The sequence below is a fragment of the Xenorhabdus sp. SGI240 genome, from assembly GCF_040081915.1.
GTDB classification, from domain to species: domain Bacteria; phylum Pseudomonadota; class Gammaproteobacteria; order Enterobacterales; family Enterobacteriaceae; genus Xenorhabdus; species Xenorhabdus bakwenae.
On the sequence record NZ_JBEBMB010000068.1, the window covers coordinates 1 to 25,266 of the forward strand.

A 25,266-nucleotide genomic window follows, 5' to 3' on the forward strand; every position below is an offset into this window, starting at 1 on the left:
AAAGTCGAGCATCGCGTTAGTCTAAGTAAACTAATACCATTCGCCTTCATTGCATGAATATCATGAACATTAATATTGTGTGGGTGTGCAATAACGACCAACTTTGCCTTAGGCACCATTTGATGAATATCACTAATGTAACTGTCTGGGGATATACCTGTTAGGCCAATATTTGGTATAGGTTTAAAAGAACCATTACGATAACCAATTTCGAACCACTCCACACCACCTTTGAGCAATGTCTTAACATGATTTATCGCGTATTCTTTTGTAAAATTAAAATTATTCAGATATCCACCATCCCGTAGTGTTACATCTATATTGTTAACCATTTTTATTCCTTCTTAATTTAACTTTTATTTCTTTATCACCAATTAAATAAATTGAACTACCGATAAGAGTAATAATGGTGATAATCATTGCCACTTTCATGGGATCATGGTGAGATATATAACCGATAAGGAGTGATGCTAATCCTGCACTGCCCAATTGTAATGTTCCCATCACACCAGAAGCAGTTCCTGCAACTTGTGCATTCGTAGCGATTGCCGATGCCGTACCAAGTGGTAGTAAAAAACCATTGCCGAAAGTCAATATTGCTATTGTTATCACTGAGGTTAACAATGGAAAAGGACTTAAAAACATTTGTATTGTGAAAGCAATTCCTCCAACGGTAAAGAATATATAACCACGGGAGATCGTTTTTCTCAAACTTCGTTGACGGCTTAATTTCTTAGCTATCATATTACCTAATACATAACTCAAAGAGAGTGTGATATAAGTGTAGCCAATATATTTCTCTGGTAATCCCATAGTTGTAAGAATAAAAGGTGATTCTATCAAATAAGAAAAGTATGCGGCATAAGCAAAACAAGGTATTGCTGCATAGTAGAGAAACTCTTTATTTATTAGTACGTAATAAGTATTGTTAAATACACTCCTAACATTCAATTTTTGACGTTTTTCTACAGGTAGTGATTCTTTTAATACCAGTAAACTCAATATAAGCGTGACTGCTATAAATAAAGTCAGAAATAAGAAACAAGCTTTCCAGCCATAATGTTCATTAAGTACTCCGCCGATCATTGGTGCTACTGCTGGTGACATTCCAACAAAAGGAAAAATGATTAGATACAAGCTCGCAGCCTCTTCCTTATCCATTAAATCATTAATGATGGCACGACTTAATGTAATACCGGCGCAAGCTCCTATTCCTTGAAATAAACGCAATAGCAACAATTCACTAATATGTGTGCTGTAGAAAATACAAATAGTAGAAATCAACCATATAATAATCCCCGAAAGGAGAATTTTTTTTCTTCCTAAACAATCACTCAATGGACCATAAATAAGTTGAGAAAAGGCTATAGAAAATAAAAATATAGCTATCGCACTTTGTACATTAGATTCACTAACGTTGTAATAAATCCCCATTTTACTTAAGGCAGGAAGAAATATATCTGATGAGATTAATCCTCCCATAGAAAGAAAAGCCATTAACACAATAAATAATAAAGAATAAGTTTTGTTTTTCATAAACAACTAGTCAACTGATATGAGAATGAGTGTTATACTAGAATGAAATAATCATAAAAAAAATAAACAGTCATTCAACGTGAATTAAATACATCAAAAACAACATACAAAATCAGAATGACATTCATATTTTAGATTAAATAACACTGTAATAATATTCTGCTTTCATTATGTTGACAATAAATGATTTAAATAAGATCAATAACTTTTATATAAATAAATACCATCAAGAATGAAAATAAAAAAGGTTAAGAATCATTGTTTATAAATAATTAACTGAATAAACGCATGAGTGATTACAAAATACACAACAAGATGTATGCACATGGTCTATAGTGCTAAATTAATTGCCCACCAAAAAGAATGAATTTCTCGCTTAATCAGCTTGTTTGTCTATTCAGAGCGCCACTGACGCGCTGCGCTTGTCCCCTTATTCATGCATCAGTATTTGCTGTTAACATTTTAGCGCCTCACCCATTCCTTATTTTTCTCCTCACTTTTTATTTTCCTCACTGCAAAAAAGGTGAGGAATTGAGATTTTTACCCTTAAAAATCAATGTGGTTAGTGCTCCTCACTTTTTTACTCACTTTTTAATCTTCATTATTCTGATTAAAGCACTGGAACCCCTTGCAACCTTTACTTTCATCTTTGCCGGAATGGTGAACCACGAGAATGCTTGCGCCTGTTTTGGCTTTCAGCTCGTCACAGCCCCGGACAAACGCGCCCATATCTTTAGAATCATTCTCATCCGCACCACCAAAACAGCGGGCGAGGGTGTCCAGAATAATCAGGCGTACCGGTTCGCCTGTTTCAGACTCAACCTGCTGGGCGGCGATCACCAGCTCATTCACTTCGGCTTGCGAGGCCAGAAATACCGGGGGATTGATCAGATACATATTTTTAACTACCTGACCATTAACGATTTCCCATGCTTTGATGCGCCGTGGTACGCCGATCCCGCCCTCACTGACAACGTACAGCACGGAACCCTGAGCAACGGCTTTCCCAGCCCATGATTTACCCGTGGCAATATGACAGCCCCATGCGCCCGCCAGAAAACTCTTGTATGATCCGCTTGCCCCGTGTGCCGGAATAACGCCTTTAACAACGTAATCTAACTGAGCATCAAAGCCTTCTGAGCCGATTGATAGTGGTAATGTTATTTTGCGATTTGGATTAATGCTTTCTACATTACCATAACGACGGGTTTCTATTGCATAATTGTTCATCGGTTCCCTTACCTGAAATAAGTCCTCACAAAATGCCTGCTTTGTTACCTCAATGCCATATTGCTGGCGATAATCATCCCAGTTAGCTTTATGTTCTGTAGGTGGCAATGTGATCCAGCCATTAACTGCAAGAGCGGCTTTTTCGGCTGAGAGTTTACCTATATTCACTTTTGGTTTTCCGTTTTTATCCAGTTCGCCGGGCTGTGCCAATCATTATCGGCTGCAATAATGATTTTTATGTCCAGCCAACGTTCCCGAACGGCTTTTGCAACAAAAAGTAAATTACCTGCATCCAGTGTTGTCAGTGCCAACACTGCCGAATTATCGGGCAACAACCGCTGATTAGGGCAATGCAACCCTTTTGTCGTCAGATAGGGCGATTGCCCGGCGACAATCTGTGCCATCCGTTTCCTGGCTTCATCCCGCTTTGCGCGCGCATCGGCTAACGATACTGCCGGATAGACACCGAACACCAAACGATCTAGAGACCGCCGCCATCGGCGAGTTTGTAGGTTTTTTCTTTGGGTTTTGTGGTTTCGATTTGTCGTGCGTTTAGTTTCATTATTAAGGGCATTTCTGTAATCGAATGGTAGGTGCCCCGATTTATGCCCTCCGCTGCATCTTGATTGCAACAGACGAAACTGGACGTAAAAATAAGAAAAGGTGTTGATTTTGCTGGATTTGACAGAAATTGTTTGACTGGGCTGGACTTCACTGGAATCTGAAGTGGTGCCCCGGATTAGAAATCCACATTTGGATGCAGCTGGTTGGTTCCTAACGGTGTTTCAAATGGTTCGTAATGCTCAGGGAATGGGCCTTCTGCCATTTTGTCGATGGCAAACAGACGCCCCATTCCTTCTGGCTGCATGATAAATGGCCCGACATCCCTTCCCGGAGCCGCGTTGCTGTAATCAGGAATATCTACCCCGCTTCATTTATCGCCATCCCATGCAATCAACTGGCGTTTAGGATCCCACGGATTACCCTGTGGATCGGCAGATGCACGGTTATACAGGATGCGACGGTTCAGTGGCCAGGCCCAACCCAATGCATTTTACCCATACCGGATGGAGCAGCATTGTCACGGCGCGCCATCTGGTTACCTTCCGGCGTCCAGCTTCTGGTGAAAATCCAACAACCGCTGGCAGTTGTTTCATCAATCTCGCGATACGATCGAAGACTTTATTCCAGCTTATTCGCTGCCATTGATTACTCATTAACACACCGCCTAACAGGAATTCCGTGGGTGTATTTGCTTCTTATCAGGACACGGGTTGGTAATATATTATCCACACAAACAGTATTATGAATCAAACTACTGGGGAATTCATTGATGAAAAATAAAAGGCCGGAAAATGAGTTAACTATGGAGAGAATCAGGGGTGTTTCTCGCACCAATGTACAACAAAAAAATGCCAAACAAAGCGCCCCATTGGGCAGTCCAACGCCGGATTGGGTCGCTGAGGAAGTACCTGTTGCATTGATTTACAATGGTATTTCCCATGTCGTGATGATGACCAGCCCGAAAGATCTCGATCATTTTGCTATCGGGTTTTCCTTGTCAGAAGGGATCATCACGTCTCCACAGGAAATTCGGGGGATTGATTCGATAGTTAACTGCCACGGCGGCATTGAACTACACATTGAGCTTTCCAGCCGCCGTTTTGCGGGATTAAAAGAGCGCCGACGCAATATGGCTGGGAGAACAGGTTGCGGTATTTGTGGCACAGAACAACTCGCAGAGATCTTTCGCCCAATGACACCTCTGCCTTTCACCCAAACGTTTTCACTCTCTTACCTTGATATTGCACTTACCCAATTACCGCATGTTCAGGAAATCGGCGCGCTCACTGGCTGTACCCATGCGGCGGGTTGGATTGACCCAGAGGGCAAATTACTTGGTGGCTGCGAAGATGTTGGGCGCCATGTTGCACTGGACAAGTTGCTGGGAATGCGGGCAAAAACAGGCTGGCAACAAGGCGCTGTGTTGGTCTCCAGCCGTGCCAGTTATGAGATGGTGCAAAAATCAGCTAACTGCGGGGTCGAAATTTTATTTGCCGTTTCTGCCGCAACCTCACTCGCCATTGAGGTCGCACAGGAATGTAATCTGACGTTGATCGGATTTTGTAAACCAGGAAGGGCTACAGTGTATACCCATACTCAACGATTGGTAGATTAATTGGAATCCATAAATTTATTCCATCCTCAAAAAATAACGTAATTTCAATTAAGTTATCTCTAATTTGCGCAAACAATAAAATTAAACAAATAAGAAACATAACAATAACTTATGATTTACAGCGCTATTCATCCAGCATACATTTTATTTGCTGTGCATTTTTTGCGCACGTTTTTCACACAAAAAGTTCAGGACGTTCTTAATGACGGGATAATCAAATATTCAATATTCTGTGAGGCTTCCCATGAAAAAAGTCAAAATATTAATCGCTATATTAGGTGTTCTCGGATTTACGACTACACAGGTTCAGGCAAAAGTTGGGTATGGTATAAGCCAGCAAGAAACCGACCCACATCTTATAGTCGGAGAGGTAAAAGGTGAACCTGCCCTAGGTATTACTTTGCCTATAGTAAAAAATAAATTACTGCCTGCCTCCGAACTGAAAAAGTCCGCCACGCTCGATAATAATGGAATCTATCACTTTGAATTAAATGGTAAAATATTTAAAATAGAGAACCAATATATCGATATCGGTCAGGTTCCCAATACAGAAGTTTACTTTGGCGAATGGGCACAAAAAACACCCGATAAATCAGATGTTACTCATACTGTTTTTTACGCAGGTAAAGATGTGACAACCAATCTGCCAACGGGAGGCTCTGCAACCTATACGGTAAAAGGCCTGAGCCAGTATAGCGGCAAGAATCTCCTCTCCGGCAAACTCGCCGCAGACTTCGGGACCAAAAAATTGAATGGTTCACTGAGCAATAATTCACTCAATATTGGTATCGATGCCAATATCAATGGCAATGGCGGATTTTCAGGTAAAGCCACAGCCAACGGTAGTACTAATGGGGTGACTGATGGAAAATTCTTCGGTAATTCCGCCTCCGCTCTGGCAGGGTATGCCAAATTTGATAGCGACAGAAACAAAGATACTGCTTTCGGCGGTGCTAAAGATTAATGATTAATTCCTCAGAAAACAGTGCCATTTAGGCACTGTTTTTTTCTTCATCTTTTTTACTACTCTTACCTTTTATTTCAAATCATTAGATTCTGATTTGCGTAAAACTTAATTTGCGCAAGCAATGAATATTAACGAACATAAAACATAATAATAACTTATTATTTACACCACTATTTATCCAGTATACATTTTATTTTCTGTATGTTTTTTGCGCAAAATTTTCAAAAATTATGGACTCTCTTATAACAGGATAACAAGACATTCAACACGCTGTGAGGCTGCTTATGAAAAAGGTCAATATAGTAATCGCCATATTAGGCGTTCTCGGATTTACGACTACACAGGTTCAGGCAAAAGTTGGGTATGGTATAAGCCAGCAAGAAACCGACCCACATATTGTAATCGGAGAGGTACAAGGTGAACCTGCCCTGGGCATCACGTTGCCTACACTAAAAGGCAGATTATTTCCTACCTCCGCACTGAAAAAGAAGGCCACGCTCGATAGTAATGGCATCTATCATTACGAAGTGACTCAGGCAGCATGTGGTGCTGAGGATCAGTATATCGATATCGGTCAGGTTCCCAATACAGAAGTTTACTTTGGCGAATGGGCACAAAAAACACCCGATAAATCAGATGTTACTCATACTGTTTTTTACGTAGGCAAAGATGTGACAACCAATCTGCCAACGGGTGGCTCTGCAACCTATACGGTAAAAGGCCTGAGCCAGTATAGCGGCAAGAATCTCCTCTCCGGCAAACTCGTCGCAGACTTCGGGACCAAAAAATTGAATGGTTCACTGAGCAATAATTCACTCAATATTGGTATCGATGCCAATATCAATGGCAATGGCGGATTTTCAGGTAAAGCCACAGCCAACGGTAGTACTAATGGGGTGACTGATGGAAAATTCTTCGGTAATTCCGCCTCCGCTCTGGCAGGGTATGCCAAATTTGATAGCGACAGAAACAAAGATACTGCTTTCGGCGGTGCTAAAGATTAATGATTAATTCCTCAGAAAACAGTGTCATTCAGGCACTGTTTTTCCTTTTCATATTCTTTACCCTATTTATTTTCAAATTGTTTATTTCAAACTGTTTATTTCAAGCTGTTTATTTCAAATAAATAGGGACCTGATAAAGCGGGTTTCGCTATGTCTGACCAAAAAAAAATGATTGAAAAGAGAATATTTCCCATATTACTCATATTGCTAATATTCATTCTGAACTCATTTCTCTCCCCAGCAGTTTGTGCCAATGAGGATATTAAGCACAAAATTTGGCAAGAAGCACGATATCATCAACAACACACCCAACAGAGAAATGAAGCCAGTTTAATTATACCAAATGCTATCTCTACAAAAGAGGGCACCTCATTGCCCGTCATTCCAGGACAAGAACTTAAGGGTGCAAATAATCTTAAGAAGATCAGTCAAGCGCTGTACCTTGCCATTAATTATCAGCAATGGCAAGACGTCAGACGTCTTATGCCGATTTATCAAAAAATTCCCGGGTATGATCCGTTTCTCATTGATTTTGCCCGGGGCGGCTTGTCTCGTATTGAAGGGAATTTAGCACTTGCTACCTCTTATTATCAAAAAATCCTACGTCAAAAACCGAATTTTACCCGCATTAAACTGGAACTGGCTCGTCTTTATTTTGAAGATCACAAAAACCAAGAATCCGCGCAATTATTTAAAGAAATCAGTGAACAATATCAGTTACCAGAAATGGTATTGAAGAATATCGATAGTTATCTGGCGGCAGTAACCCAAAGAAATGGCTGGAACGGTTCGTTTTCATTAGGCTATATCTATGACGACAATATTAATATGTCACCAAACCAAAAACCGATCTGCCTGTTTTACAAAGAGGGAACGTGCGTCGTTGAACGGAAAGTGCCTAAGCCTATCAAAGCATGGGGGGGAACTTACAACGCAACCTTAAACCGACGTTACCAACTTGCCGGTCATCACGGCGTTTTTGGCCGTGGTCTGATATATGGTGAAAATTATCGCAATGACCATGACGAAAATAAAAATATGTTCCAGCTGTTCAGTGGCTACAGTTATAAAAGCAAAAAACAGGATTTCTCCTTTGGCCCTCTGTTTGAATATCAACAGTATGCAGAAAATACCGGATACCATGCCATCGGCGCTAAAATGGAATGGCAGTGGGCAGTCAGTGAAGATACCACTCTCTATGCTGAACTTGGACATAAAAAATTAAGTTACAGACCGCTTTACAGTTGGAAAGATAGCGAACTTTCCTCAGCCTATCTCAGCCTGTCTCACGCCATCAGTGAAAAATTAATTCTGTTTGGTGGTGGCAACTGGAGCTATCAGCATAATCGACAACCAACATCTCGTTATCAACAATGGGGAGTCAATGCGGGAATAGCAGGACAAATCTATCCCCATATTAATGGCTCGCTGTTTGTCACACTGAGGCAACAACGCTTCGGCGCTTACAGCCCGTTATTAGGTGCCAGACGTCAAGATAATGAGCAGATCTATACTGCTGCCATTAAATTCCCTGCGGCGAAGATATTGGGAATGACCCCTTCTTTCACTTTCCGCCATCGCCACAATCACAGTAATGTGAGCTGGTTGTACAGTTATGATAAAAACAAAGTACAGATACAGTTAGAGAAATATTTTTAATCCAGACTGTGGTACATCCACAAATTAGGCTCAATGTAATAAGCCATTTGCTTTTCAACATCTACCACTAATGGCACAAGGCCACCTGGAATGACGTATTCCCCGCTTTGCGGAAACTTCATGCCTGTCCATTCCTGCCACTGATCCACAGTGCCGTAAATATCCATGGAGCGCAGGGCAGGTTTGATGATTTTGGCACCTAATCGGCAATGGGTACGAACCCACGGATCAAACGGTTCACCTTTGTCATTTTTCCACCCGCAATATTCGATGAAGTCTTGCAGGGGATATTGGCTTTTCAGACTCGGCCTGACAGGCACAACCAGCCCCTGCAACCGCTCATCTCTGGCAGTCTGTTTCAAGCTGTTAATCAATAAAGCCGGAATATTTTGCCCTCGAAATGCAGGATCAACCGTCACACTCAGGGCAGAAACCAGATTGGCTTGCTCCTTTCCTTTAGCTCTCCCACCCGCATCAAATACCGCATCCCATCCTTCATCAGGTAATTGATCTAACGAATGATTTTCCCAAGGAAAAGGAATTGAGTTCAGTAAGCCAATAAGACGCTCTTCTTTTCCCTGTTGCAGAATGGCAAATTTTTGAAAGTGACTAAAACCAGGCTCATATAATTTATGCCAGTGTTGTTCAGCGACTGCATCATAATTCATAAACAGAGGCCAATTGTTATCAATAAGCTCCTCTACCTCATCACCAAGATCTGTCCTTTCTTCAGCAGACTGAATAATGATTTTTGCTTCCATAATGCATCTCCAATTAGGCTTTTTTCAGCCAGATAGATATATGAAAACTGATATACCCTTTATTCTTTTAGATAGCAGCTTCCTGCTACGCAGAAAATAAAGATATGGGTAAACATTTATTTGCTTGGTTCTTTGCGCTCAAATTTCACCATAACTCATTATTTTCCACAACAGGAGATGAATATTTCCCCCTATAAAATACATTCATTAATTTTATTTAATGATATGAGCAATAAAACAACTCCCATCAATTTAATTACATTAGAAACTTTTTTAATGCTAATTATATTGTTAATAACAAAATAACCTCAGTGAATAAAATCTACCAACCTCACATTTTCAAAAAAAAAGCAGATAGATCAAACCTTACCCAAAATGCAAAAAATAAAATAAAAATCAATAAAATAAAAAAAGATATTGACTAATAAACCCTATCATTAGTGAAACAAATAATAATAATTATCATTTACATTATCATTTGAACGGTGTACGTTTTTCTCGCGCGATAGATCAGGCCGTTTTTAAGATTGGGTAACGAGGGATCCCCCACTCCGAACGAGGATAATGATGAAAAAGTTCAACGTATTAATCGCCGCTTTAGGCACATTGGGATTGATGGCACAGGCTCAGGCAGAAGTTGGTTTTGGGCAGAGCCAAATAAGCTCACCATCCTATGTTAAGGTTGGTGAAACTGAAACAGGTTCAAATTCACACGGTGGTGCGAATAGTGCCCCTGGCATTGGGGTCAGTTCAATCGGTGGAGGAAAACTCATCGGTTTTTCTGGCTTGACTCGCATGGCTCCTGCTGACAGCAATGGTATTCACAATATCTCAATGGCGGGTGCACCAGGCTCTCACGGCGGGATGGGTGTATTCCATTTCAGTAAAGTTGCTAATGCGGATGTTTATTTTGGTGAATGGTCTCAAACCGGTAAAGCCGGGGATAGTACCCATACCGTTTACTATGCAGGCAAGGATATCACCACCAATATTCCAACCGACGGTACAGCAACTTACACGATAACAGGTATTAACCAGTACAGTGGTGACAATGCTCTGGCCGGTACATTTACCGCAGACTTCGGTGAGAAAACGCTGGTCGGTTCCATGGAAAATACCGCAATGACAATAGATATTAGTGCCAATATTGGCGCTGATGCTAAATTCGAAGGTATAGCCATAACTGATGATTTGGTTGGAAGCACCAGTGGTCATTTCTTTGGCGACAACGCATCTAGTTTGGCTGGATATGCGAAATTTGCTGATGACGACACCAAAAATACCGCTTTCGGTGGCCCTAAACAGTAATCGTTAATTTTTCAGAGAACAGTGCCATCCTGGACTGTTCTCTGTTTTTTTATTGCTAATAACGTGAGTTTTGTGAGCGGGTTTCCCGATGTCTGACAATAGAATAATGCCAATATTATCAACGGCACTGGTGGCGCTATGCCTCTCCCTACCCGTTTATGCCGATGAAGATACTCCACGAACAATCTGGCAAGAAGCACAGCATAATCAACAGGAAAATGAAACCAACCTGATTACGCCAGATCCTATTTTTGTTGAAAATAATGCTTCACTGATTGTTATTAATGGGCAAACGTTTCAGGTCGAAAACAATATTAATGATATCGGCCAAGCGCTATTCCTGGCTATTAATCATCAACAATGGTCAGATGTCAGACGCTTTCTGGCGGCTTATCAAAAATTGCCGGAACATGATGTTATGTTGGTCAATTTTGCTCAGGGTGGGCTGGCACGTTTTGAGGGAGATTTAGATCTCGCTGCTTATCATTATCAACAAGTTCTGAATCAACAGCCCGATTTTCCCCGTATCGAACTGGAACTGGCCCGCGTCTATTTTGAGGATCATAAAAATCGGGAAGCTGAACAACTGTTTACTGGATTGTATAAAGCACAAAAACTACCCGAAGTTGTGTTGAAAAATATTAACAGCTATCTGGAAGCGATAGATCTGAGAAACGGTTGGCGCGGCTCTTTCTCAGCCGGTTACGCTTATAATGATAATGTGAATATGTCTCCTGATCAGGAAACTCCCCATTACGATTTTGATCCCATAAAGCAAGCACTCTATAAAAGGCAGGTGCCAAAGGCCATCAAAGCATGGGGCATGTCTTATGACGCAACATTAAGTCGGCGCTATCAACTTGCCGGTCATCACGGCATTTTCGGTCGTGGTCTGATTTATGGCGAAAACTATCGTGATTACCACGCTGAGAACGAAAATACTTTTCAGCTGGTTAGCGGATACAGCTATAAAAGCAAAAGTCACGATTTCTCTTTTGGTCCCTTATTTGAATATAAACAACGAGCAGGTGAACCCTATTACCGTGCAGTAGGTGCCAAAACAGAATGGCGATGGGCGTTCACGGCCAAAACAGCCATGAAGGTTGAATTAGAGCACAAACAGCTACGTCATCAGCCAAATTTCCGCCGGAAAGATGGCAGCCTTACCTCAGCCTACTTCACGCTGTTCCATTCCATTAGCAAAGACGTTGTCCTGTTTGGCGGCGGCGATTGGGTTTACCGCGACAACGACCTGTATGCCGTGGATCGCTACCAGCAATGGGGAATTCGGACAGGGATTGCCGGACAGATCTATCCCGGAATCAACGGCTCACTGTTTGCCACACTGAAAAAACGTCACTTCGGCGCTTACAGCCCGATGTTGAATGCCACACGGCAAGATAATGAGCAGATTTACAGCGCTGTCATTAAAGTGCCCGCCGCTGAAATATGGGGCATGACACCTTCTTTCACTTTCCGCCATCGACGCAATCACAGCAATGTGAGTTGGATGTACAGCTATAACAAAAACGAAGTGCTGATCAGGCTGGAAAAATATTTTTAATCAAAATGGAGGCATCAATGGCATACCGAGTTAGAACCCAGTTCACCCCCATCACAATTGCATTGTCACTGGCATTGTCACTGGCTGCCCCCCCCCTGTTTGCCGAATCCAAACCTACGGGCACCACCTCAAACAGCAAGACGGATCTGGGCAAGATCCGTGTCACGGATAACAGCGATAAAGATGAAGAAGGTTACGATGCAGTCTATGACAAGGATATCGCCAATATATATATTGGCAAAGAACAGATAGAGCGCTACAAGGGTGCTTCTCCCGCCGATTTAATTAAAGGTGCTGTCGGTGTATATAGCGGTGATTCCCGCAATAGTGGTGCTCTGGATATCAATATCCGTGGCGTTCAGGGACAAGGGCGAATTCCCGTCACCATTGATGGTACAGAACAGGCGATTACCGTCGGGCGTGGTTATAATGGCGCCAATAACCGTAATTACATCGATCCAAACCTAATCAGTAGCATTGAAATCGAAAAAGGCCCTTCTCTAAACCGTAGAGTTAAAGGATCTATCGGTGGTGCAGTATCCATCAAAACATTGACCATTGATGATGTAGTGCCGAAAGGAGAAACTTTCGGCATCAATACTAAGCTGGAAACCAGTAGTAACTCAGTGAGAGAGCGTACACCGTCCCTACCATTGGGGCAGGACTACCGCGATATTCCTGATTTTATCCAAAATAAGATTGAAACCGATCCAGAGTTGCAGATTACGCCTCATTCATCGAAAGACAATAAACTGTTTGGCTTCAAAGATAATGCCTTTCGTCTCGCATTAGGAACACGGCAGGAATATTTTGACCTAATGCTGGCCTATGCATACCGTCGTCAGGGTAACTATTTTGCCGGAAAAGGGGGCGCCCATCGTTATGATGAACCCATTACGGAAAACGACAGGGAACTCATGAAGAATGTCAGGACAACGCTGGACCCCTATCTGCCTTTTGCTGCTCGTATCTATCGCCCCGGTAATGAAGTTCCCAACACTTCCAGTGAAATGCGCTCTGTATTAATCAAAAACAGTTGGCGTTTCACCCATAATCAAACATTACTATTGGGCTTTCGCAATACGCGCATGGAGTTCGGCGATATTATGCCTTCACGCCTGGGCTGGATTATACCCGAAGAAAATAAAGTTCCTCAATGGCCATTAGCGAAAGTTCATCAGCAAGCAGCCAACCTGAGCTATAAATGGCAGCCTGAGAATAACCCCTATATCGACTTCGACATGAACCTGTGGACAACTCGCACCACCAGCAATACCAACACCGCCGGAGGATATCCGCGCTCCCCTGTCGACAGAGACTGGCGTTGGGAAGATGATCATGAACGCCGCAGAAACGCCAATATCGATGGCACATTGATCAATACCGCTCTCACCCATTCTCAAAACAATCGTTGGGGTGTCGATCTTTCCAATAAATTTACCCTACACCCGAGCTTAGAGTTGACCTTAATGGGGAATTTCCAACGGGAACGCCTCGATTCCAATGATAATTATAATTCAACTAACCTATATTTCTTCCAGTCACCGGCACGGAAAGGACAACGTCAGGAAATCAATCTCGCCTTTAACTTTAACTGGCAGCCCGCTTCATGGCTGGAGTTGAATGCTGGAGCCAAACGTGTTTCTTATTGGTCCCAAGATGATTTGCTTAATGAACGGCGTGTCGTAAGAGATAACAATTATCAGAAACAACGGGAAACCATTGGCCATGAAATGAGTTATTGGCGAACAATAACCGAAACAGAAGCTAATATGGAGAGAAAAAGAAAACAATTTATAAAATCAAATAACATCTTGAAAATGAACCGCGCAGAGAGGCTTGCGTTTATGAGTAAACTCCAAACTGAATACCCTGTGGTTGAGACATCTCGTATTGATTCACGTGATGGCCTAAAGCGTGACATGGTTAATGAAAAATTCACTTGGAAATACGATCCTAGCAATGGCAAGCTCAGTAAAAGCGGTAACCCCTATTTCAATGGCCAATTAGACATGAATGAAAAGGTTATTGATCCAATAAGCGGCAAAGAAGTCTATAAATATGAATACGATGCGGTAGCTGACGCTAATGGCGTACCTGGCCCTGATGTTAACGATCCCTGGGAACCTGCTCCAAAACGTAAGGATCACGCTTGGGCACCCACTTTCTCTGCTACAGCCTATGTCACTGACGATTTCCGTATCTACGCCCGCTATGCCGAAGCGGTAAGAATGCCCAGTATTTTTGAAGATACCGTCGGTTTTTCAGGCTCTAAAACCAACCAAATAGGTTATAAGTTCAAGCCTGAGCGTGCCAAAACTGCGGAAGTCGGCTTAGTCTACGATTTCAGCCAATTAGTCGACGCTGAACGCCATGCCGATATCAAACTTTCCTATTACAACACCCTCATTGAGAATGTGTTCGACAGGGACAGTACCTATAAATTCTCTCAATTGGACAAACAGAAACTGGCAGGTTTGGAACTCCAGGCACGTTATGACAACGGTGGCTTCTTTGCCGAGATGGGGTTGGTTTACAACATGAAAAATAAGGTATGTGACAGTAACTCGGCCATGAGACTGGATTCCCATAATCGTTATGGCATACCTGAATGTATTGACGGCGGTTTCCCCGGCGGTTTTTTACGCACCTCTATCCAGCCTAAATACTCAGCTAACCTGTCCGTCGGCGGCCGCCTGTTTGATGAAAAACTGGAGCTAGGCAGCCGAATGCTCTATCACAGCAAAGCTGAAAACAAAGATGAAAAATGGCTGATGAGTGCCTTGCCCGATATTTATGAGGGGCAATCCAATAACCCAATGCGCTGGAATCCGGTGTTTACGGTTGATGCCTATATCAGCTATCAAATCACTCCGGCTATCTCCGTAGAGTTGACTGGCACAAACCTCACCAACCGCTATTATCTCGATCCGCTAACGCGTTCGATGATTCCAGCACCGGGCAGAACCTTTAAACTCAGCCTGACCAGCCAGTTTTAGAGACTTGATTCGAGGATCGTATGACCAACACAGCCATATTAGATAATCCAGCCATCTGTTTTCCACTGATGCCCAGAAGGAGAGTGCTGGGTGGTATCCTGATCGCTATTTTATTGCATACCAGTCTGATATGGCTGTTTAACCGACATGCTTCATATGATGATGACACGGCACCTCATATCAACAATAACGCTTCTACTATGGGGCTATCTATAACGATGGTTGCCGCCCCATCGTGGGAAAACAAGCCGGAGCCTGTTTCTCCTCCCTCCCCACTTTTGACGGCACCGGAATCATCAACAAAACCGGAACTCGTACTGGATAAAGCCATTCACCCTGAAAATAAGATAGCAAAACCGCCAGAAGCCGATAAACCTAAGAAACGCCAAAAGCAGCAGAAAGAAAAACCGCAAAAAGTGGCAGCAAAGAAACCCACCCAATCACCGCAGGTACAGAAAGACAATCAGACAGAACAGGCAACGCACGGTAGCGATCAGGTTAATTCAGAAGGCAGTATGAGCCACGCGGCAACATCAAAACCTTTGGTGGGGCAAGGAAATAGCGAAGTGGACAACTACTATGCAAGACTGCGGCAAGAAATTGAACGCCATAAACGCTATCCCCGCAAAGCAAAGAGGATGAAACAACAAGGTATAGTCACAGTTAACTTTACCCTGCTGGATGATGGCACATTAACCGCTGCCAAAGTAGTGAATTCCTCCGGCAATAGCACACTGGATAATGCCGCCCTCGATGCTATCAATCATGCCAATTCAGTTGGCTCCATACCAACGGGTATAGAGCCTAATGTCATGCTGACACTTGATTTTACATTGAGGTAAATCCAACAAGGCCACTAAAATAAGTTTTTAAAATCGTAAATCATGATTAAATAAATTATTAAACTTATCACTTTCTCAAAGTTAAACAACATAATGAAATTTTTAAACAATATAAAGTAATTCACCATAACTCAAAGAAAAATAAATTTTTTTATTTTAACTCCCTGTTATTTTTGTTTTTAATAAAAAGTTATAAATAAAATGTTCTTTGTTTAATTTTGGTTTAATGTTTGTTTAATATTATTTTCTCCGTTTTCATAAGGAGATAGTATGGGCAAAGTAATAGAAGTTGATGTGAAGTCCCTAACAGGTAACCACCTATGTTCACTATGTACTGGGGATGCTTTAGCGATAAGGATACCTAATTTTGTTCAAATTTCAGCCACTGAGAGAGCAAAAGAAAAATTATTCCTTCATCAGGATAAAGGCGCTCTCGGACATGCTCGTGAGTTTACTCGACTTGGTATAGCTTATGCTGAGATAAAGACAGACGAGACAAGGCAAGAATATCACCAACAAGCAATAAAAAACATCCAACGGATACGTGATATATTTGGTGAATTAGCTTCACCAATAGAGCATTTCAGAACATTATTAGATGATATTTGGCCAGAAGGTGCTCATTTATTATCGGTTAAAAAACAAAAATGTTTTGTCGGTGTTTGCCGTTATCTTACTCCAAATGTTGATCTTGAACCTCATATTGATAGTTTAGAATGGACACTTCCTCCTGATACTGATTGGACATTACAATACCAACTTTCCGCCAATATCTACATGCAGGTTCCTGATCACGGTGGAGAACTCGAAATGTGGAACATTCAACCTAGTGCTTTAGAGTATGAACGCCTGAAAGGAACACGGCATTATGGTATTAATCGCCACGATATGCCTACACCTGATTTAGTAATAAAACCAAAACTACGTGATTTAATAATATTAAATCCTCGTTTCATCCATGCCGTTCGCCCAGTTAAAGAGCAAGATCGTATAACGCTTAGTTCTTTTATTGGAGTGATATCTGAAAATGATCCGTTAGTTTATTGGAGTTGAGAAATGTACAAAGTTTCATTACAAGCACAAGGTAAATTTAAAGCTAATCATTATATAGATAAGACAGTGCTTCTACTTATCAGTGTGGGAAAAGAATATCATGAGGGAGAAAAAATTTCTGCAACAATAGATAAAATAAATCAATCTGGTTTTGGTAAATGTATCATTGCTGTAGCAGACTCTTTACAACGACATAACTGTAGTACTGGCACAGCTAGTGATAATTACCAATACAGTTTGACAAAAGGAAATGAATGGCTTAAGAATAATGCAGGGACGCTGTCTAATCTAAAAATACCTAATGAAATTATTCGCTGGGATGTCTATCTTAAACGTGAAGACTATAAATATTACTATGACAGTATTTTGAATGAATATTACTCCAATGAACACTATCGTTCATGCATTAATGAAACTATCAATGTATTTGCAGAAAGAAATAATATTAAATATGGAACAGCAGAATATGAAGGTATTTTTTATCGATCACTCTTTTACATTCTAGAAGAATGTCCTGTCATTATGCCAATGTGGGCCAATGATGGTATAAACTTCATCATTTATCCGAAACAAATGACTGCCGCAATGTGTAAAACCAGAGAGATTTTTGTTGAAAAATCACATAATGAGTATGTTAACTGGCTCTCTTTAAAATTTAAGAAAAAATCTCAACTTTATGAAGATCCTATTGATATAGAGCAAAAGGAGCTAGTAAATGAGTGAGTCAGTCATTGTAACCCGAAAATATACCGGATTAATCGGAATATGTATTGCAAGTTTTCTTGGATGTATAGATCTCACCGTCGTGAATACCATTATTCCTGCAATTGGACGTGAATTTAATACCTCGTTGAGGGAAACACAATGGGTTACTTCTATATTTATGATAGCTCTTTCCGCTTTTATGGTTCCGGTCGGGACATTGGCTGATAGTCGCGGGCGCAAAAAAATATTATTGTGGGGATTAATACTGTTTGGCGCAGCCTCATTACTTGTTGGCCTCGCAACAAACCTTGCCGCCATCACTACCTTTAGGTTTATTCAAGGGATTGGTTGTGCAATTCTCTATACTGTTTCTGGTGCTATTATTTCCTATTTATTTGATGAACATGAACAGGGAAAAGCTCTTGGTATCTTATTTGGGATTAACGGACTAGGGCTTGCAATAGGCCCAATTATCGGTGGATTATTTGCAGGTATAGTAGATTGGCGTTACGCATTCTTGATAAATATTCCTTTTATCATTATTAGTTTTATTCTATGTGCCTGGTCTATACCCGAATATAAAACCGAAAAAGTGAAAAAACTGGATATACTCGGTTGTATTCTCCTGATCATTTTTCTAATAAGTTTAGTCAGTTATTTCTCTTTGGATGGAAATGCCCTGCAACAATGGAGCCTATTGGCTATAGCAGTTATAGCATTGTTTATCTTTATATGGCATGAGTTAAAAACACCAGAACCCATTGTTGAATTCCATTTTTTCCGCAAAATGCGTTTTGTTTCTGCACTACTTGCAACCTTTTTTCTTGCTTTTTTCTATTGCACCGTGCTGCTGACATTACCTATGTTTTTCGCAGGACAATTGGGGAAAAATGATATCGAGATAGGTCTGTTCTTGCTACCTGCCACAGTCATGTTTGCCTTAACGTCTCCGTGGGTAGGTAATCGCAGTGAAAAATTTGGCCCGCAACGAGTCATTTTAGTCGGTTTGTTACTGTTTGTAGCTGCTGCTGCTTTCCTCGCATTCGCCTCAACACAGGTCAATGCTTGGTGGTTCATTATCCCACTATTGTTATTTGGTATGGGATGGGGATCAATTCTTGGACCGTCAACATTAATTGCATTGAATTCCCTGCCTCGTGAACAAGCGGCTGTTGCCATGGGAACTTCATGGACTATTCATAATGTAGGGGGAGCTTGTGGTATCGCTTTTGCTGTATTTTTGTTAGCTCGCTTCAATACCTTGATTCAGGGTTATCAAGCCCTGATGTTATTTTTGGCTGGACTTGCATTAGCCTTTACCTTCATCTGTTATTTTCTCAATCGAAAATAATCTCAGTGGCGAGCTATGGAAAAATAAAGGGTTATAAGATTAATGACAAAGCGCTGGTTTTTTTATCCAGCGCCTTACTTTCATCAGATTTTATTCACGCAGTAGCAGAAGAGCCTCCCAAGCGGACTTTATTTGCCATCTTACTTCCCAATACAAAAACTGGAAAAAATCCGCCCAAGTAAATCATCGGAAGTAAATTCACCGGTGATTTCACTCAATGCTTGCTGTGCCAAACGCAGTTCTTCTGCTAACAATTCCCCTGAACGGGCAAAGACGAGCTGTTGATGGCCTTCCTGCAAATGTTCTGCTGCCGTGCTCAATGCCTGCAAGTGACGACGACGGGCAAGAAAACCACCTTCTGTATTGCTGTTGAAACCCATCGTCTCTTTTAAGTGATCACGCAGAAAACCGACACCTTCCCCATCACGGGCAGAAAGGCGAATTAAGGTATAGTTACTGACTTCTGTAACACCCGTTTTTTCCCCCGTCATATCTGTCTTATTACGAATGATGGTAACCGGCAGCGATTCTGGTAGTTTAGCCATAAATTCAGGCCAGATTTGTGCAGGCTCAACGGCATCGGTTGTCGTACTGTCTACCATAAACAGTACCCGATCCGCCTGCTCAATTTCCTGCCATGCCCGCTCAATACCAATACGTTCCACTTCATCACTGGCTTCGCGTAATCCTGCCGTATCAATCACATGCAGCGGCATTCCATCAATATGGATATGTTCACGCAAAACATCGCGCGTTGTTCCTGCAATATCAGTCACAATCGCAGCTTCACGGCCTGCCAGTGCATTAAGCAAACTGGATTTACCCGCATTCGGACGCCCTGCAATCACGACTTTCATGCCTTCGCGCAACAAACTGCCCTGACGCGCCTGTGAACGAACGTGCTCAAGGTCTGCGATCACTTCATCCAACTTGGCTTCTATCTTGCCATCGGAAAGAAAATCAATCTCTTCATCTGGAAAATCAATCGCGGCTTCAACGTAGATCCGCAAGTTAGTCAGCGCTTCCACCATTTCATGGACTTGGCTAGAGAATGCACCTTGCAGGGAATTCATCGCGGAACGTGCGGCCTGTTCAGAGCTGGCGTCGATCAAATCCGCAATGGCTTCTGCCTGTGCCAGGTCAAGTTTATCATTGAGGAAAGCTCGTTCAGAGAATTCACCCGGGTTGGCAATACGTACACCGGAAATCGCCAGAATACGCTTTAACAGCAAATCCAGAATAACCGGCCCACCGTGCCCTTGAAGCTCCAGAACATCTTCCCCCGTAAATGAATTAGGGCCGGGAAAGTAAAGTGCAATACCTTGATCAAGCACAGAACCATCGGTATCACGGAAGGGCAAGTAATCGGCATAACGCGGTTTTGGGAGTTTACCCAATACCACCTCAGCAACTTCCGCAGCTTTATGGCCAGAAATACGCAGAATGCCTACACCGCCTCGTCCCGGAGGAGTGGCCTGAGCGACTATCGTATCGGTGGTATTCATGAAATTCTCTCTTTCGACCTAGGTTTGTTATCTTTCAAAACTAAAATAATAAAGGCGGCCAATGACCGCCTTCCACTTATATTTTATATTTTTTTAACAGCTATTTTTTCTCGCGGGTATGTAAACCACGTTTTTCCAGACTACGGAAAATAACTTGTTGCTGGATAATGGTAACCAGGTTACTGACGATGTAGTACAGCACCAGACCAGACGGGAACCACAGGAAGAAAACCGTGAACACAACAGGCATATAGGTCATGATTTTCTGCTGCATTGGATCAGTCACGGTAGTCGGTGACAGTTTCTGGATAACAAACATGGTCACACCCATCAGCAATGGCAGGATGTAGTAAGGATCTTGAGCAGACAAGTCATTAATCCAGCCAATGAATGGGGCATGGCGCAGCTCAACAGAACCCATCAGCATGTAATACAATGCCAGGAAGATTGGCATCTGGATCACCAGAGGCAAACAACCACCCAGCGGGTTCACTTTTTCTGTCTTATACAGCGCCATCATTTCCTGGCTCATGCGCTGGCGGTCATCACCAAAACGCTCACGCATTGCCGTGATTTTTGGCTGCAACAGACGCATTTTCGCCATTGAGGTGTATTGCGCCTTGGTCAGCGGATACATGATACCGCGCACGATAAAGGTAATCGCAATAATAGAGAAGCCCCAGTTACCGATGAATTCATGCAGGAATTTCAGCAACTTGAATAACGGCTGGGAAATAAACCATAACCAACCGTAATCCACGGTCAGATCCAGATGGGATGCAACCGCCGCCATTTTGTCCTGAATTTCAGGGCCAACCCACAGGGTAGAAGAGATATTCTGCTGGCTGTTCGGCGCAATATTGATGTCTTCACCTTTGTACCCGATGATCGCCATTTTTTGGTTTTTCAGGTCTTTGGTATAGAAAGTACTGGTTTTGCCTTCTCCCGGAACCCACGCCGTGGCGAAATATTGCTGGAGCATTGCTACCCAGCCGCCTTTTGTGGTCACGGAAAGCGCTTTACTTTCAATATCATCAAATTTGTATTTTTCGTATTTTTCTTCATCAGAAGAGTAAGCAGCACCACGATAAGTATGCAGAGCAAAGTTGTTGCTGCCAGTATCACGATGTTTTGGCAGTTCAACGCTCTGTTTCAACTGACCGAAAAACGCCATCTGCAAGGGTTTATCAGTGACGTTATTGACGTTGTAATCAACAGAAACTGCATAGTCGCCCCGTTTTAAAACGAAGGTTTTGACATAAACAACGCCGTCCGGCGCGGTATAAGTCATTGGAATACGCAATTCATTCTGACCATCGGCCAAAACAAAACTATTCTGAGTGGCATGATAAAGCGGGCGTTCAGCTTGATTATCGGGACCATGGATACCCGTTAATCCACTTTGAGCCTGATAAGTGAATTCAGGGGTTGTTTCCAGCAATTTGAACGGGGTTTTGGAACCGAGAGTATCAGGATAGGCCAGCAGATCAGCCTCCTCGATATCACCGCCACGGGTATTGATGTGCAATGACAGCACATCCGTTTTCACGGTGATCAGTTTACCTTGCCCACTGCTTGCTTCGCTACTCAGCGTAGTATTTGCTTGCTGCGTGATCTGGGCCGTTGGTTGTGGGTTTTTATCATTTTCCCACGCCTGCCAGACCAAGAACGAAACAAACAGCAGAGCGATGAGAAGAAGATTGCGTTGCGAATCCATCGTTAATGTTCTCTGTTATCGTCGTTTTTTTTAGGTGGGACAGGATCATCACCACCTTCGTGTAAAGGGTGGCATTTTAATACGCGTTTCACTGTTAACCAACTGCCTTTTATCATCCCAAACCTGCGTAATGCCTCTATGCCATAGTGGGAACAGGTAGGATTGAAACGACAACGAGGCCCCAGTAGTGGACTAATCACTAACTGGTAACCCCGAATTAAAGCAATCAGGAGGCGCGAGCCAAGCGACAGTGACGACGCCATAATTTGCCCAAAGCTTCCGTTAGCTCACGGTTATCAAGCTCAGAGACCCCTTTCCTCACCAAAACCACAAAATCCATTGGAGGCAATTTATGCTGGTTTAAACGAAAACTTTCACGAGCCAGTCGCTTGATACGATTACGCTCATGGGCGCGTTTAACATTTTTTTTGGCGACGGTTAGACCGATGCGGGGATGCCCCAGCTCATTCAAGCGCGCAAGAATTGTTATCTCTGCGGAGCTTGCCCGTTGCGGCTGCTGGAAAACATACGTGAAATGCTCGGGAGTTAACAAACGTAACTCCCTCGGAAAAGCGAGCTTAACCACTGGATTGGTTAGCTTTATTACTTAGAAACAGTCAGACGAGTACGGCCTTTCGCACGACGGCGAGCCAGAACCTGACGACCATTTTTAGTGGCCATACGTGCGCGGAAGCCGTGAGAACGGTTACGCTTCAGTACGGATGGTTGAAAAGTGCGTTTCATAGCGATTTCTACCTAGCTTAAAATTTGTTACTGATTCAGCAAATGCGTTGGCGACCAGTGAGAATAAAGTAGACACCAATGCCTCAGTCGCAACATCAATATATAGAAAGAGGCAGGATTGTAATAAAATGTACTCCCCCTCGTCAATCTAAGATGACACGAGCCTGACCGCCCCCCTGTCGGATTTTTTTATTTCAATCAATCACAGACAGGTCAGACTTTTGCTACCCGAAGTGCTAACCCCAAATCCTCACCAGACCTAACCGGAAAAAATCGTTGGCATAACACGCAGGGTGCAAGATTATACGGACTGTGTAATAAAGCGCAAGGATCATACACCTATCGTTGCATTCTTATTGCGCGATCGTAACACCATCAGCATATTGAATTTCAAACGATAGCTAAATGAAGTTTGCTATATGCCATGATTACACTACAGTATCTCTTGCGGGCCTACATATTCTGCAAGTACCAAAAAGCGTGGTGATCTCCCTGTGGATAAAAAGCGTCAAAGCTGTGTAAAAGAATGAGGATTTGTGTCGTCTTTTGCGTTATGATCGTTGATCCCGATCCCAGTCTCTCTATATACAGATTATGTGGATCTTTGGGGAGCGATGATGTTAAAAATCGCCACAAGGTACGTGCTCTGTTCCTCGTCACATGAGAAACAGAGAGGAATAACACCTTGTGCCCTATATAACGTATCTTTTATTCCGGTTTCTTTTATTAGTCTTGTTTTAGGGGAGTTCGCCGTGTCACTTTCGCTTTGGCAGCAATGTCTTGCCCGATTGCAGGATGAGTTACCTGCCACAGAATTCAGTATGTGGATACGACCCCTTCAGGCAGAACTGAGTGATAACACTTTGGCTCTCTATGCCCCCAACCGTTTTGTGTTGGATTGGGTGAGGGAGAAATATATTAATAATATCAATGTGTTATTAAATGATTTCTGTGGTCCTGAAGTACCTTTACTGCGTTTTGAAGTAGGAAATAAGCCTGTTTCACCAAACCAGTCTCCATCTCAGAAAATCATTACCAATATGCCGGTGGCTGCTGCGCCGTCCAGTCCATCAGTACGCCCAAGCTGGGACAACGCAAAAGCTCAACCAGAGTTATCCTATCGTTCCAACGTTAATCCCAAGCATACATTCGATAACTTTGTTGAAGGTAAATCCAACCAACTCGCCAGAGCTGCCGCCAGACAAGTGGCTGATAATCCTGGTGGCGCATACAATCCTCTGTTCCTTTATGGCGGAACCGGACTGGGCAAAACCCACCTTTTGCATGCTGTCGGCAATAGCATTATGGCCCGCAAAGCCAATGCAAAAGTAGTTTACATGCACTCTGAACGCTTCGTTCAGGATATGGTAAAAGCATTACAAAACAATGCGATAGAAGAATTTAAACGTTACTATCGCTCAGTGGATGCTCTACTGATCGATGATATTCAGTTTTTTGCCAATAAAGAGCGATCCCAGGAAGAATTCTTTCACACGTTCAATGCGCTGTTAGAAGGTAATCAACAGATTATTCTGACGTCAGATCGCTATCCGAAAGAGATAAATGGTGTCGAAGATCGGTTAAAATCCCGTTTTGGCTGGGGATTGACCGTGGCTATTGAACCACCGGAGCTGGAGACCCGCGTTGCCATTCTGATGAAGAAAGCTGATGAGAATCAAATCCAGTTGCCGGGGGAAGTGGCTTTCTTTATTGCTAAACGCCTGCGATCTAACGTTCGTGAACTCGAAGGCGCGTTGAATCGAGTCATCGCCAATGCCAATTTTACCGGCCGTGCGATTACTATTGATTTTGTACGCGAAGCATTACGTGACTTATTGGCTCTACAGGAAAAGCTGGTAACCATCGATAATATTCAGAAAACGGTGGCTGAATATTACAAAATCAAGGTTGCCGATCTGCTTTCCAAGCGCCGTTCACGCTCTGTTGCCCGTCCGAGACAAATGGCAATGGCGCTGGCAAAAGAGCTGACCAATCACAGCTTGCCTGAAATCGGGGATGCCTTTGGTGGACGTGACCATACAACCGTACTTCACGCTTGTCGTAAAATCGAACAACTGCGTGAAGAGAGTCACGACATCAAAGAAGATTTTTCTAACTTAATCAGAACATTGTCTTCCTAGC

General features: G+C 42.6%; 20 protein-coding genes and 4 pseudogenes. 12 read left to right on the top strand and 12 right to left on the bottom strand.

Going from position 1 to position 25,266, the window contains the following annotated elements:
- The 6 genes and pseudogenes from ABLA76_RS13910 to ABLA76_RS13935 form a co-directional block, all read right to left on the bottom strand.
- Positions 1-332: pseudogene (locus tag ABLA76_RS13910) on the bottom strand (3-hydroxy-3-methylglutaryl-CoA lyase); the annotation flags it as partial.
- Positions 325-1,536 carry a multidrug effflux MFS transporter gene (locus ABLA76_RS13915; RefSeq protein WP_348988373.1) on the bottom strand — a complete coding sequence of 404 codons (1,212 nt, stop codon included), beginning with the start codon at positions 1,534-1,536 and terminating at the stop codon, positions 325-327. The gene ABLA76_RS13915 and the pseudogene ABLA76_RS13910, both read right to left, overlap by 8 nt.
- A gap of 624 nt (positions 1,537-2,160) precedes the next feature.
- A pseudogene (locus ABLA76_RS13920) lies at positions 2,161-2,706 on the bottom strand (AAA family ATPase); the annotation flags it as partial.
- 224 nt (positions 2,707-2,930) lie between these two features.
- On the bottom strand, positions 2,931-3,170 hold the full coding sequence (locus ABLA76_RS13925; protein ID WP_348988401.1) for a hypothetical protein: 240 nt from the start codon (positions 3,168-3,170) through the stop codon (positions 2,931-2,933).
- Positions 3,162-3,328: pseudogene (locus tag ABLA76_RS13930) on the bottom strand (Arm DNA-binding domain-containing protein); the annotation flags it as partial. The gene ABLA76_RS13925 and the pseudogene ABLA76_RS13930, both read right to left, overlap by 9 nt.
- 186 nt (positions 3,329-3,514) lie before the next feature.
- Positions 3,515-3,945: pseudogene (locus ABLA76_RS13935) on the bottom strand (formate dehydrogenase); the annotation flags it as partial.
- A gap of 154 nt (positions 3,946-4,099) precedes the next feature.
- Here ABLA76_RS13935 and fdhD point away from each other — a divergent pair.
- From fdhD to ABLA76_RS13955, 4 genes are all read left to right on the top strand, one after another.
- Positions 4,100-4,945 carry a formate dehydrogenase accessory sulfurtransferase FdhD gene (fdhD, locus tag ABLA76_RS13940; RefSeq protein WP_348988374.1) on the top strand — a complete coding sequence of 282 codons (846 nt, stop codon included), beginning with the start codon at positions 4,100-4,102 and terminating at the stop codon, positions 4,943-4,945.
- 244 nt (positions 4,946-5,189) lie between these two features.
- Positions 5,190-5,909: a Slam-dependent surface lipoprotein gene (locus ABLA76_RS13945; RefSeq protein ID WP_348988375.1), complete on the top strand. Its 720-nt coding sequence runs from the start codon at positions 5,190-5,192 to the stop codon at positions 5,907-5,909.
- A gap of 287 nt (positions 5,910-6,196) precedes the next feature.
- Entirely contained in the window at positions 6,197-6,916 is a 720-nt protein-coding gene (locus ABLA76_RS13950; RefSeq protein ID WP_348988376.1) for a Slam-dependent surface lipoprotein, read from the top strand.
- Between the two features lie 150 nt (positions 6,917-7,066).
- Entirely contained in the window at positions 7,067-8,575 is a 1,509-nt protein-coding gene (locus ABLA76_RS13955) for a porin family protein (RefSeq protein ID WP_348988377.1), read from the top strand.
- On the opposite strand, the gene ABLA76_RS13960 is transcribed toward ABLA76_RS13955, so the two are convergent.
- The gene (locus ABLA76_RS13960; protein ID WP_348988378.1) at positions 8,572-9,336 is read right to left on the bottom strand and encodes a transferase; all 765 of its coding nucleotides are present in this window, start codon (positions 9,334-9,336) and stop codon (positions 8,572-8,574) included. The genes ABLA76_RS13955 and ABLA76_RS13960 overlap by 4 nt on opposite strands.
- 567 nt (positions 9,337-9,903) lie before the next feature.
- On the opposite strand from ABLA76_RS13960, the gene ABLA76_RS13965 reads away from it, so the two are divergent.
- The 7 genes from ABLA76_RS13965 (at position 9,904) to ABLA76_RS13995 (ending at position 19,158) form a co-directional block, all read left to right on the top strand.
- Positions 9,904-10,644 carry a Slam-dependent surface lipoprotein gene (locus ABLA76_RS13965; RefSeq protein ID WP_348988379.1) on the top strand — a complete coding sequence of 247 codons (741 nt, stop codon included), beginning with the start codon at positions 9,904-9,906 and terminating at the stop codon, positions 10,642-10,644.
- Positions 10,645-10,732: 88 nt separating this feature from the next.
- Positions 10,733-12,208: a surface lipoprotein assembly modifier gene (locus tag ABLA76_RS13970; protein WP_348988380.1), complete on the top strand. Its 1,476-nt coding sequence runs from the start codon at positions 10,733-10,735 to the stop codon at positions 12,206-12,208.
- Between the two features lie 17 nt (positions 12,209-12,225).
- Positions 12,226-15,207, top strand: coding sequence for a TonB-dependent receptor (locus tag ABLA76_RS13975; RefSeq protein ID WP_348988381.1), 2,982 nt, complete (start codon positions 12,226-12,228; stop codon positions 15,205-15,207).
- A gap of 20 nt (positions 15,208-15,227) precedes the next feature.
- The gene (locus tag ABLA76_RS13980; RefSeq protein WP_348988382.1) at positions 15,228-16,049 is read left to right on the top strand and encodes an energy transducer TonB; all 822 of its coding nucleotides are present in this window, start codon (positions 15,228-15,230) and stop codon (positions 16,047-16,049) included.
- 270 nt (positions 16,050-16,319) lie between these two features.
- Positions 16,320-17,102, top strand: a complete 783-nt coding sequence (locus ABLA76_RS13985; RefSeq protein ID WP_348988383.1) for a 2OG-Fe(II) oxygenase — start codon at positions 16,320-16,322, stop codon at positions 17,100-17,102.
- 3 nt (positions 17,103-17,105) lie between these two features.
- Positions 17,106-17,825: a hypothetical protein gene (locus ABLA76_RS13990; RefSeq protein WP_348988384.1), complete on the top strand. Its 720-nt coding sequence runs from the start codon at positions 17,106-17,108 to the stop codon at positions 17,823-17,825.
- Positions 17,818-19,158: an MFS transporter gene (locus ABLA76_RS13995; RefSeq protein ID WP_348988385.1), complete on the top strand. Its 1,341-nt coding sequence runs from the start codon at positions 17,818-17,820 to the stop codon at positions 19,156-19,158. The genes ABLA76_RS13990 and ABLA76_RS13995 overlap by 8 nt, the downstream gene beginning before the upstream one ends.
- Before the next feature lie 140 nt (positions 19,159-19,298).
- Here the strand turns inward: ABLA76_RS13995 and mnmE are convergent, their stop codons facing one another.
- From mnmE to rpmH, 5 genes are all read right to left on the bottom strand, one after another.
- Complete coding sequence (mnmE, locus tag ABLA76_RS14000) at positions 19,299-20,663, bottom strand: tRNA uridine-5-carboxymethylaminomethyl(34) synthesis GTPase MnmE (RefSeq protein ID WP_348988386.1); 1,365 nt, start codon at positions 20,661-20,663, stop codon at positions 19,299-19,301.
- Between the two features lie 100 nt (positions 20,664-20,763).
- Positions 20,764-22,380 carry a membrane protein insertase YidC gene (gene yidC, locus ABLA76_RS14005; protein WP_047771131.1) on the bottom strand — a complete coding sequence of 539 codons (1,617 nt, stop codon included), beginning with the start codon at positions 22,378-22,380 and terminating at the stop codon, positions 20,764-20,766.
- A 2-nt stretch (positions 22,381-22,382) separates the two neighbouring features.
- Complete coding sequence (gene yidD / locus ABLA76_RS14010; protein WP_047771132.1) at positions 22,383-22,643, bottom strand: membrane protein insertion efficiency factor YidD; 261 nt, start codon at positions 22,641-22,643, stop codon at positions 22,383-22,385.
- Entirely contained in the window at positions 22,607-22,966 is a 360-nt protein-coding gene (gene rnpA / locus ABLA76_RS14015) for a ribonuclease P protein component (RefSeq protein ID WP_047771133.1), read from the bottom strand. Before rnpA ends, yidD begins: the two co-directional genes overlap by 37 nt.
- Before the next feature lie 17 nt (positions 22,967-22,983).
- Positions 22,984-23,124, bottom strand: a complete 141-nt coding sequence (gene rpmH / locus ABLA76_RS14020; protein WP_004093983.1) for a 50S ribosomal protein L34 — start codon at positions 23,122-23,124, stop codon at positions 22,984-22,986.
- 752 nt (positions 23,125-23,876) lie between these two features.
- Between rpmH and dnaA the strand changes: the two genes are divergently transcribed.
- Positions 23,877-25,265, top strand: coding sequence for a chromosomal replication initiator protein DnaA (gene dnaA / locus ABLA76_RS14025; protein ID WP_285808996.1), 1,389 nt, complete (start codon positions 23,877-23,879; stop codon positions 25,263-25,265).
- Position 25,266 lies beyond the last annotated feature (1 nt).

What these genes read in the sequence shown, in the direction of transcription:
- ABLA76_RS13990 (WP_348988384.1), top strand. Translation starts at nt 17,106, where the DNA reads ATGTACAAAGTTTCATTACAAGCACAAGGTAAATTTAAAGCTAATCAT.
- yidC (WP_047771131.1), bottom strand. Translation starts at nt 22,380, where the DNA reads ATGGATTCGCAACGCAATCTTCTTCTCATCGCTCTGCTGTTTGTTTCG.
- ABLA76_RS13955 (WP_348988377.1), top strand. Translation starts at nt 7,067, where the DNA reads ATGTCTGACCAAAAAAAAATGATTGAAAAGAGAATATTTCCCATATTA.
- ABLA76_RS13915 (WP_348988373.1), bottom strand. Translation starts at nt 1,536, where the DNA reads ATGAAAAACAAAACTTATTCTTTATTATTTATTGTGTTAATGGCTTTT.
- yidD (WP_047771132.1), bottom strand. Translation starts at nt 22,643, where the DNA reads ATGGCGTCGTCACTGTCGCTTGGCTCGCGCCTCCTGATTGCTTTAATT.
- ABLA76_RS13970 (WP_348988380.1), top strand. Translation starts at nt 10,733, where the DNA reads ATGTCTGACAATAGAATAATGCCAATATTATCAACGGCACTGGTGGCG.
- ABLA76_RS13980 (WP_348988382.1), top strand. Translation starts at nt 15,228, where the DNA reads ATGACCAACACAGCCATATTAGATAATCCAGCCATCTGTTTTCCACTG.
- rpmH (WP_004093983.1), bottom strand. Translation starts at nt 23,124, where the DNA reads ATGAAACGCACTTTTCAACCATCCGTACTGAAGCGTAACCGTTCTCAC.
- ABLA76_RS13925 (WP_348988401.1), bottom strand. Translation starts at nt 3,170, where the DNA reads ATGGCACAGATTGTCGCCGGGCAATCGCCCTATCTGACGACAAAAGGG.
- ABLA76_RS13975 (WP_348988381.1), top strand. Translation starts at nt 12,226, where the DNA reads ATGGCATACCGAGTTAGAACCCAGTTCACCCCCATCACAATTGCATTG.
- ABLA76_RS13985 (WP_348988383.1), top strand. Translation starts at nt 16,320, where the DNA reads ATGGGCAAAGTAATAGAAGTTGATGTGAAGTCCCTAACAGGTAACCAC.
- fdhD (WP_348988374.1), top strand. Translation starts at nt 4,100, where the DNA reads ATGAAAAATAAAAGGCCGGAAAATGAGTTAACTATGGAGAGAATCAGG.
- ABLA76_RS13965 (WP_348988379.1), top strand. Translation starts at nt 9,904, where the DNA reads ATGAAAAAGTTCAACGTATTAATCGCCGCTTTAGGCACATTGGGATTG.
- mnmE (WP_348988386.1), bottom strand. Translation starts at nt 20,663, where the DNA reads ATGAATACCACCGATACGATAGTCGCTCAGGCCACTCCTCCGGGACGA.
- ABLA76_RS13960 (WP_348988378.1), bottom strand. Translation starts at nt 9,336, where the DNA reads ATGGAAGCAAAAATCATTATTCAGTCTGCTGAAGAAAGGACAGATCTT.
- ABLA76_RS13950 (WP_348988376.1), top strand. Translation starts at nt 6,197, where the DNA reads ATGAAAAAGGTCAATATAGTAATCGCCATATTAGGCGTTCTCGGATTT.
- ABLA76_RS13945 (WP_348988375.1), top strand. Translation starts at nt 5,190, where the DNA reads ATGAAAAAAGTCAAAATATTAATCGCTATATTAGGTGTTCTCGGATTT.
- ABLA76_RS13995 (WP_348988385.1), top strand. Translation starts at nt 17,818, where the DNA reads ATGAGTGAGTCAGTCATTGTAACCCGAAAATATACCGGATTAATCGGA.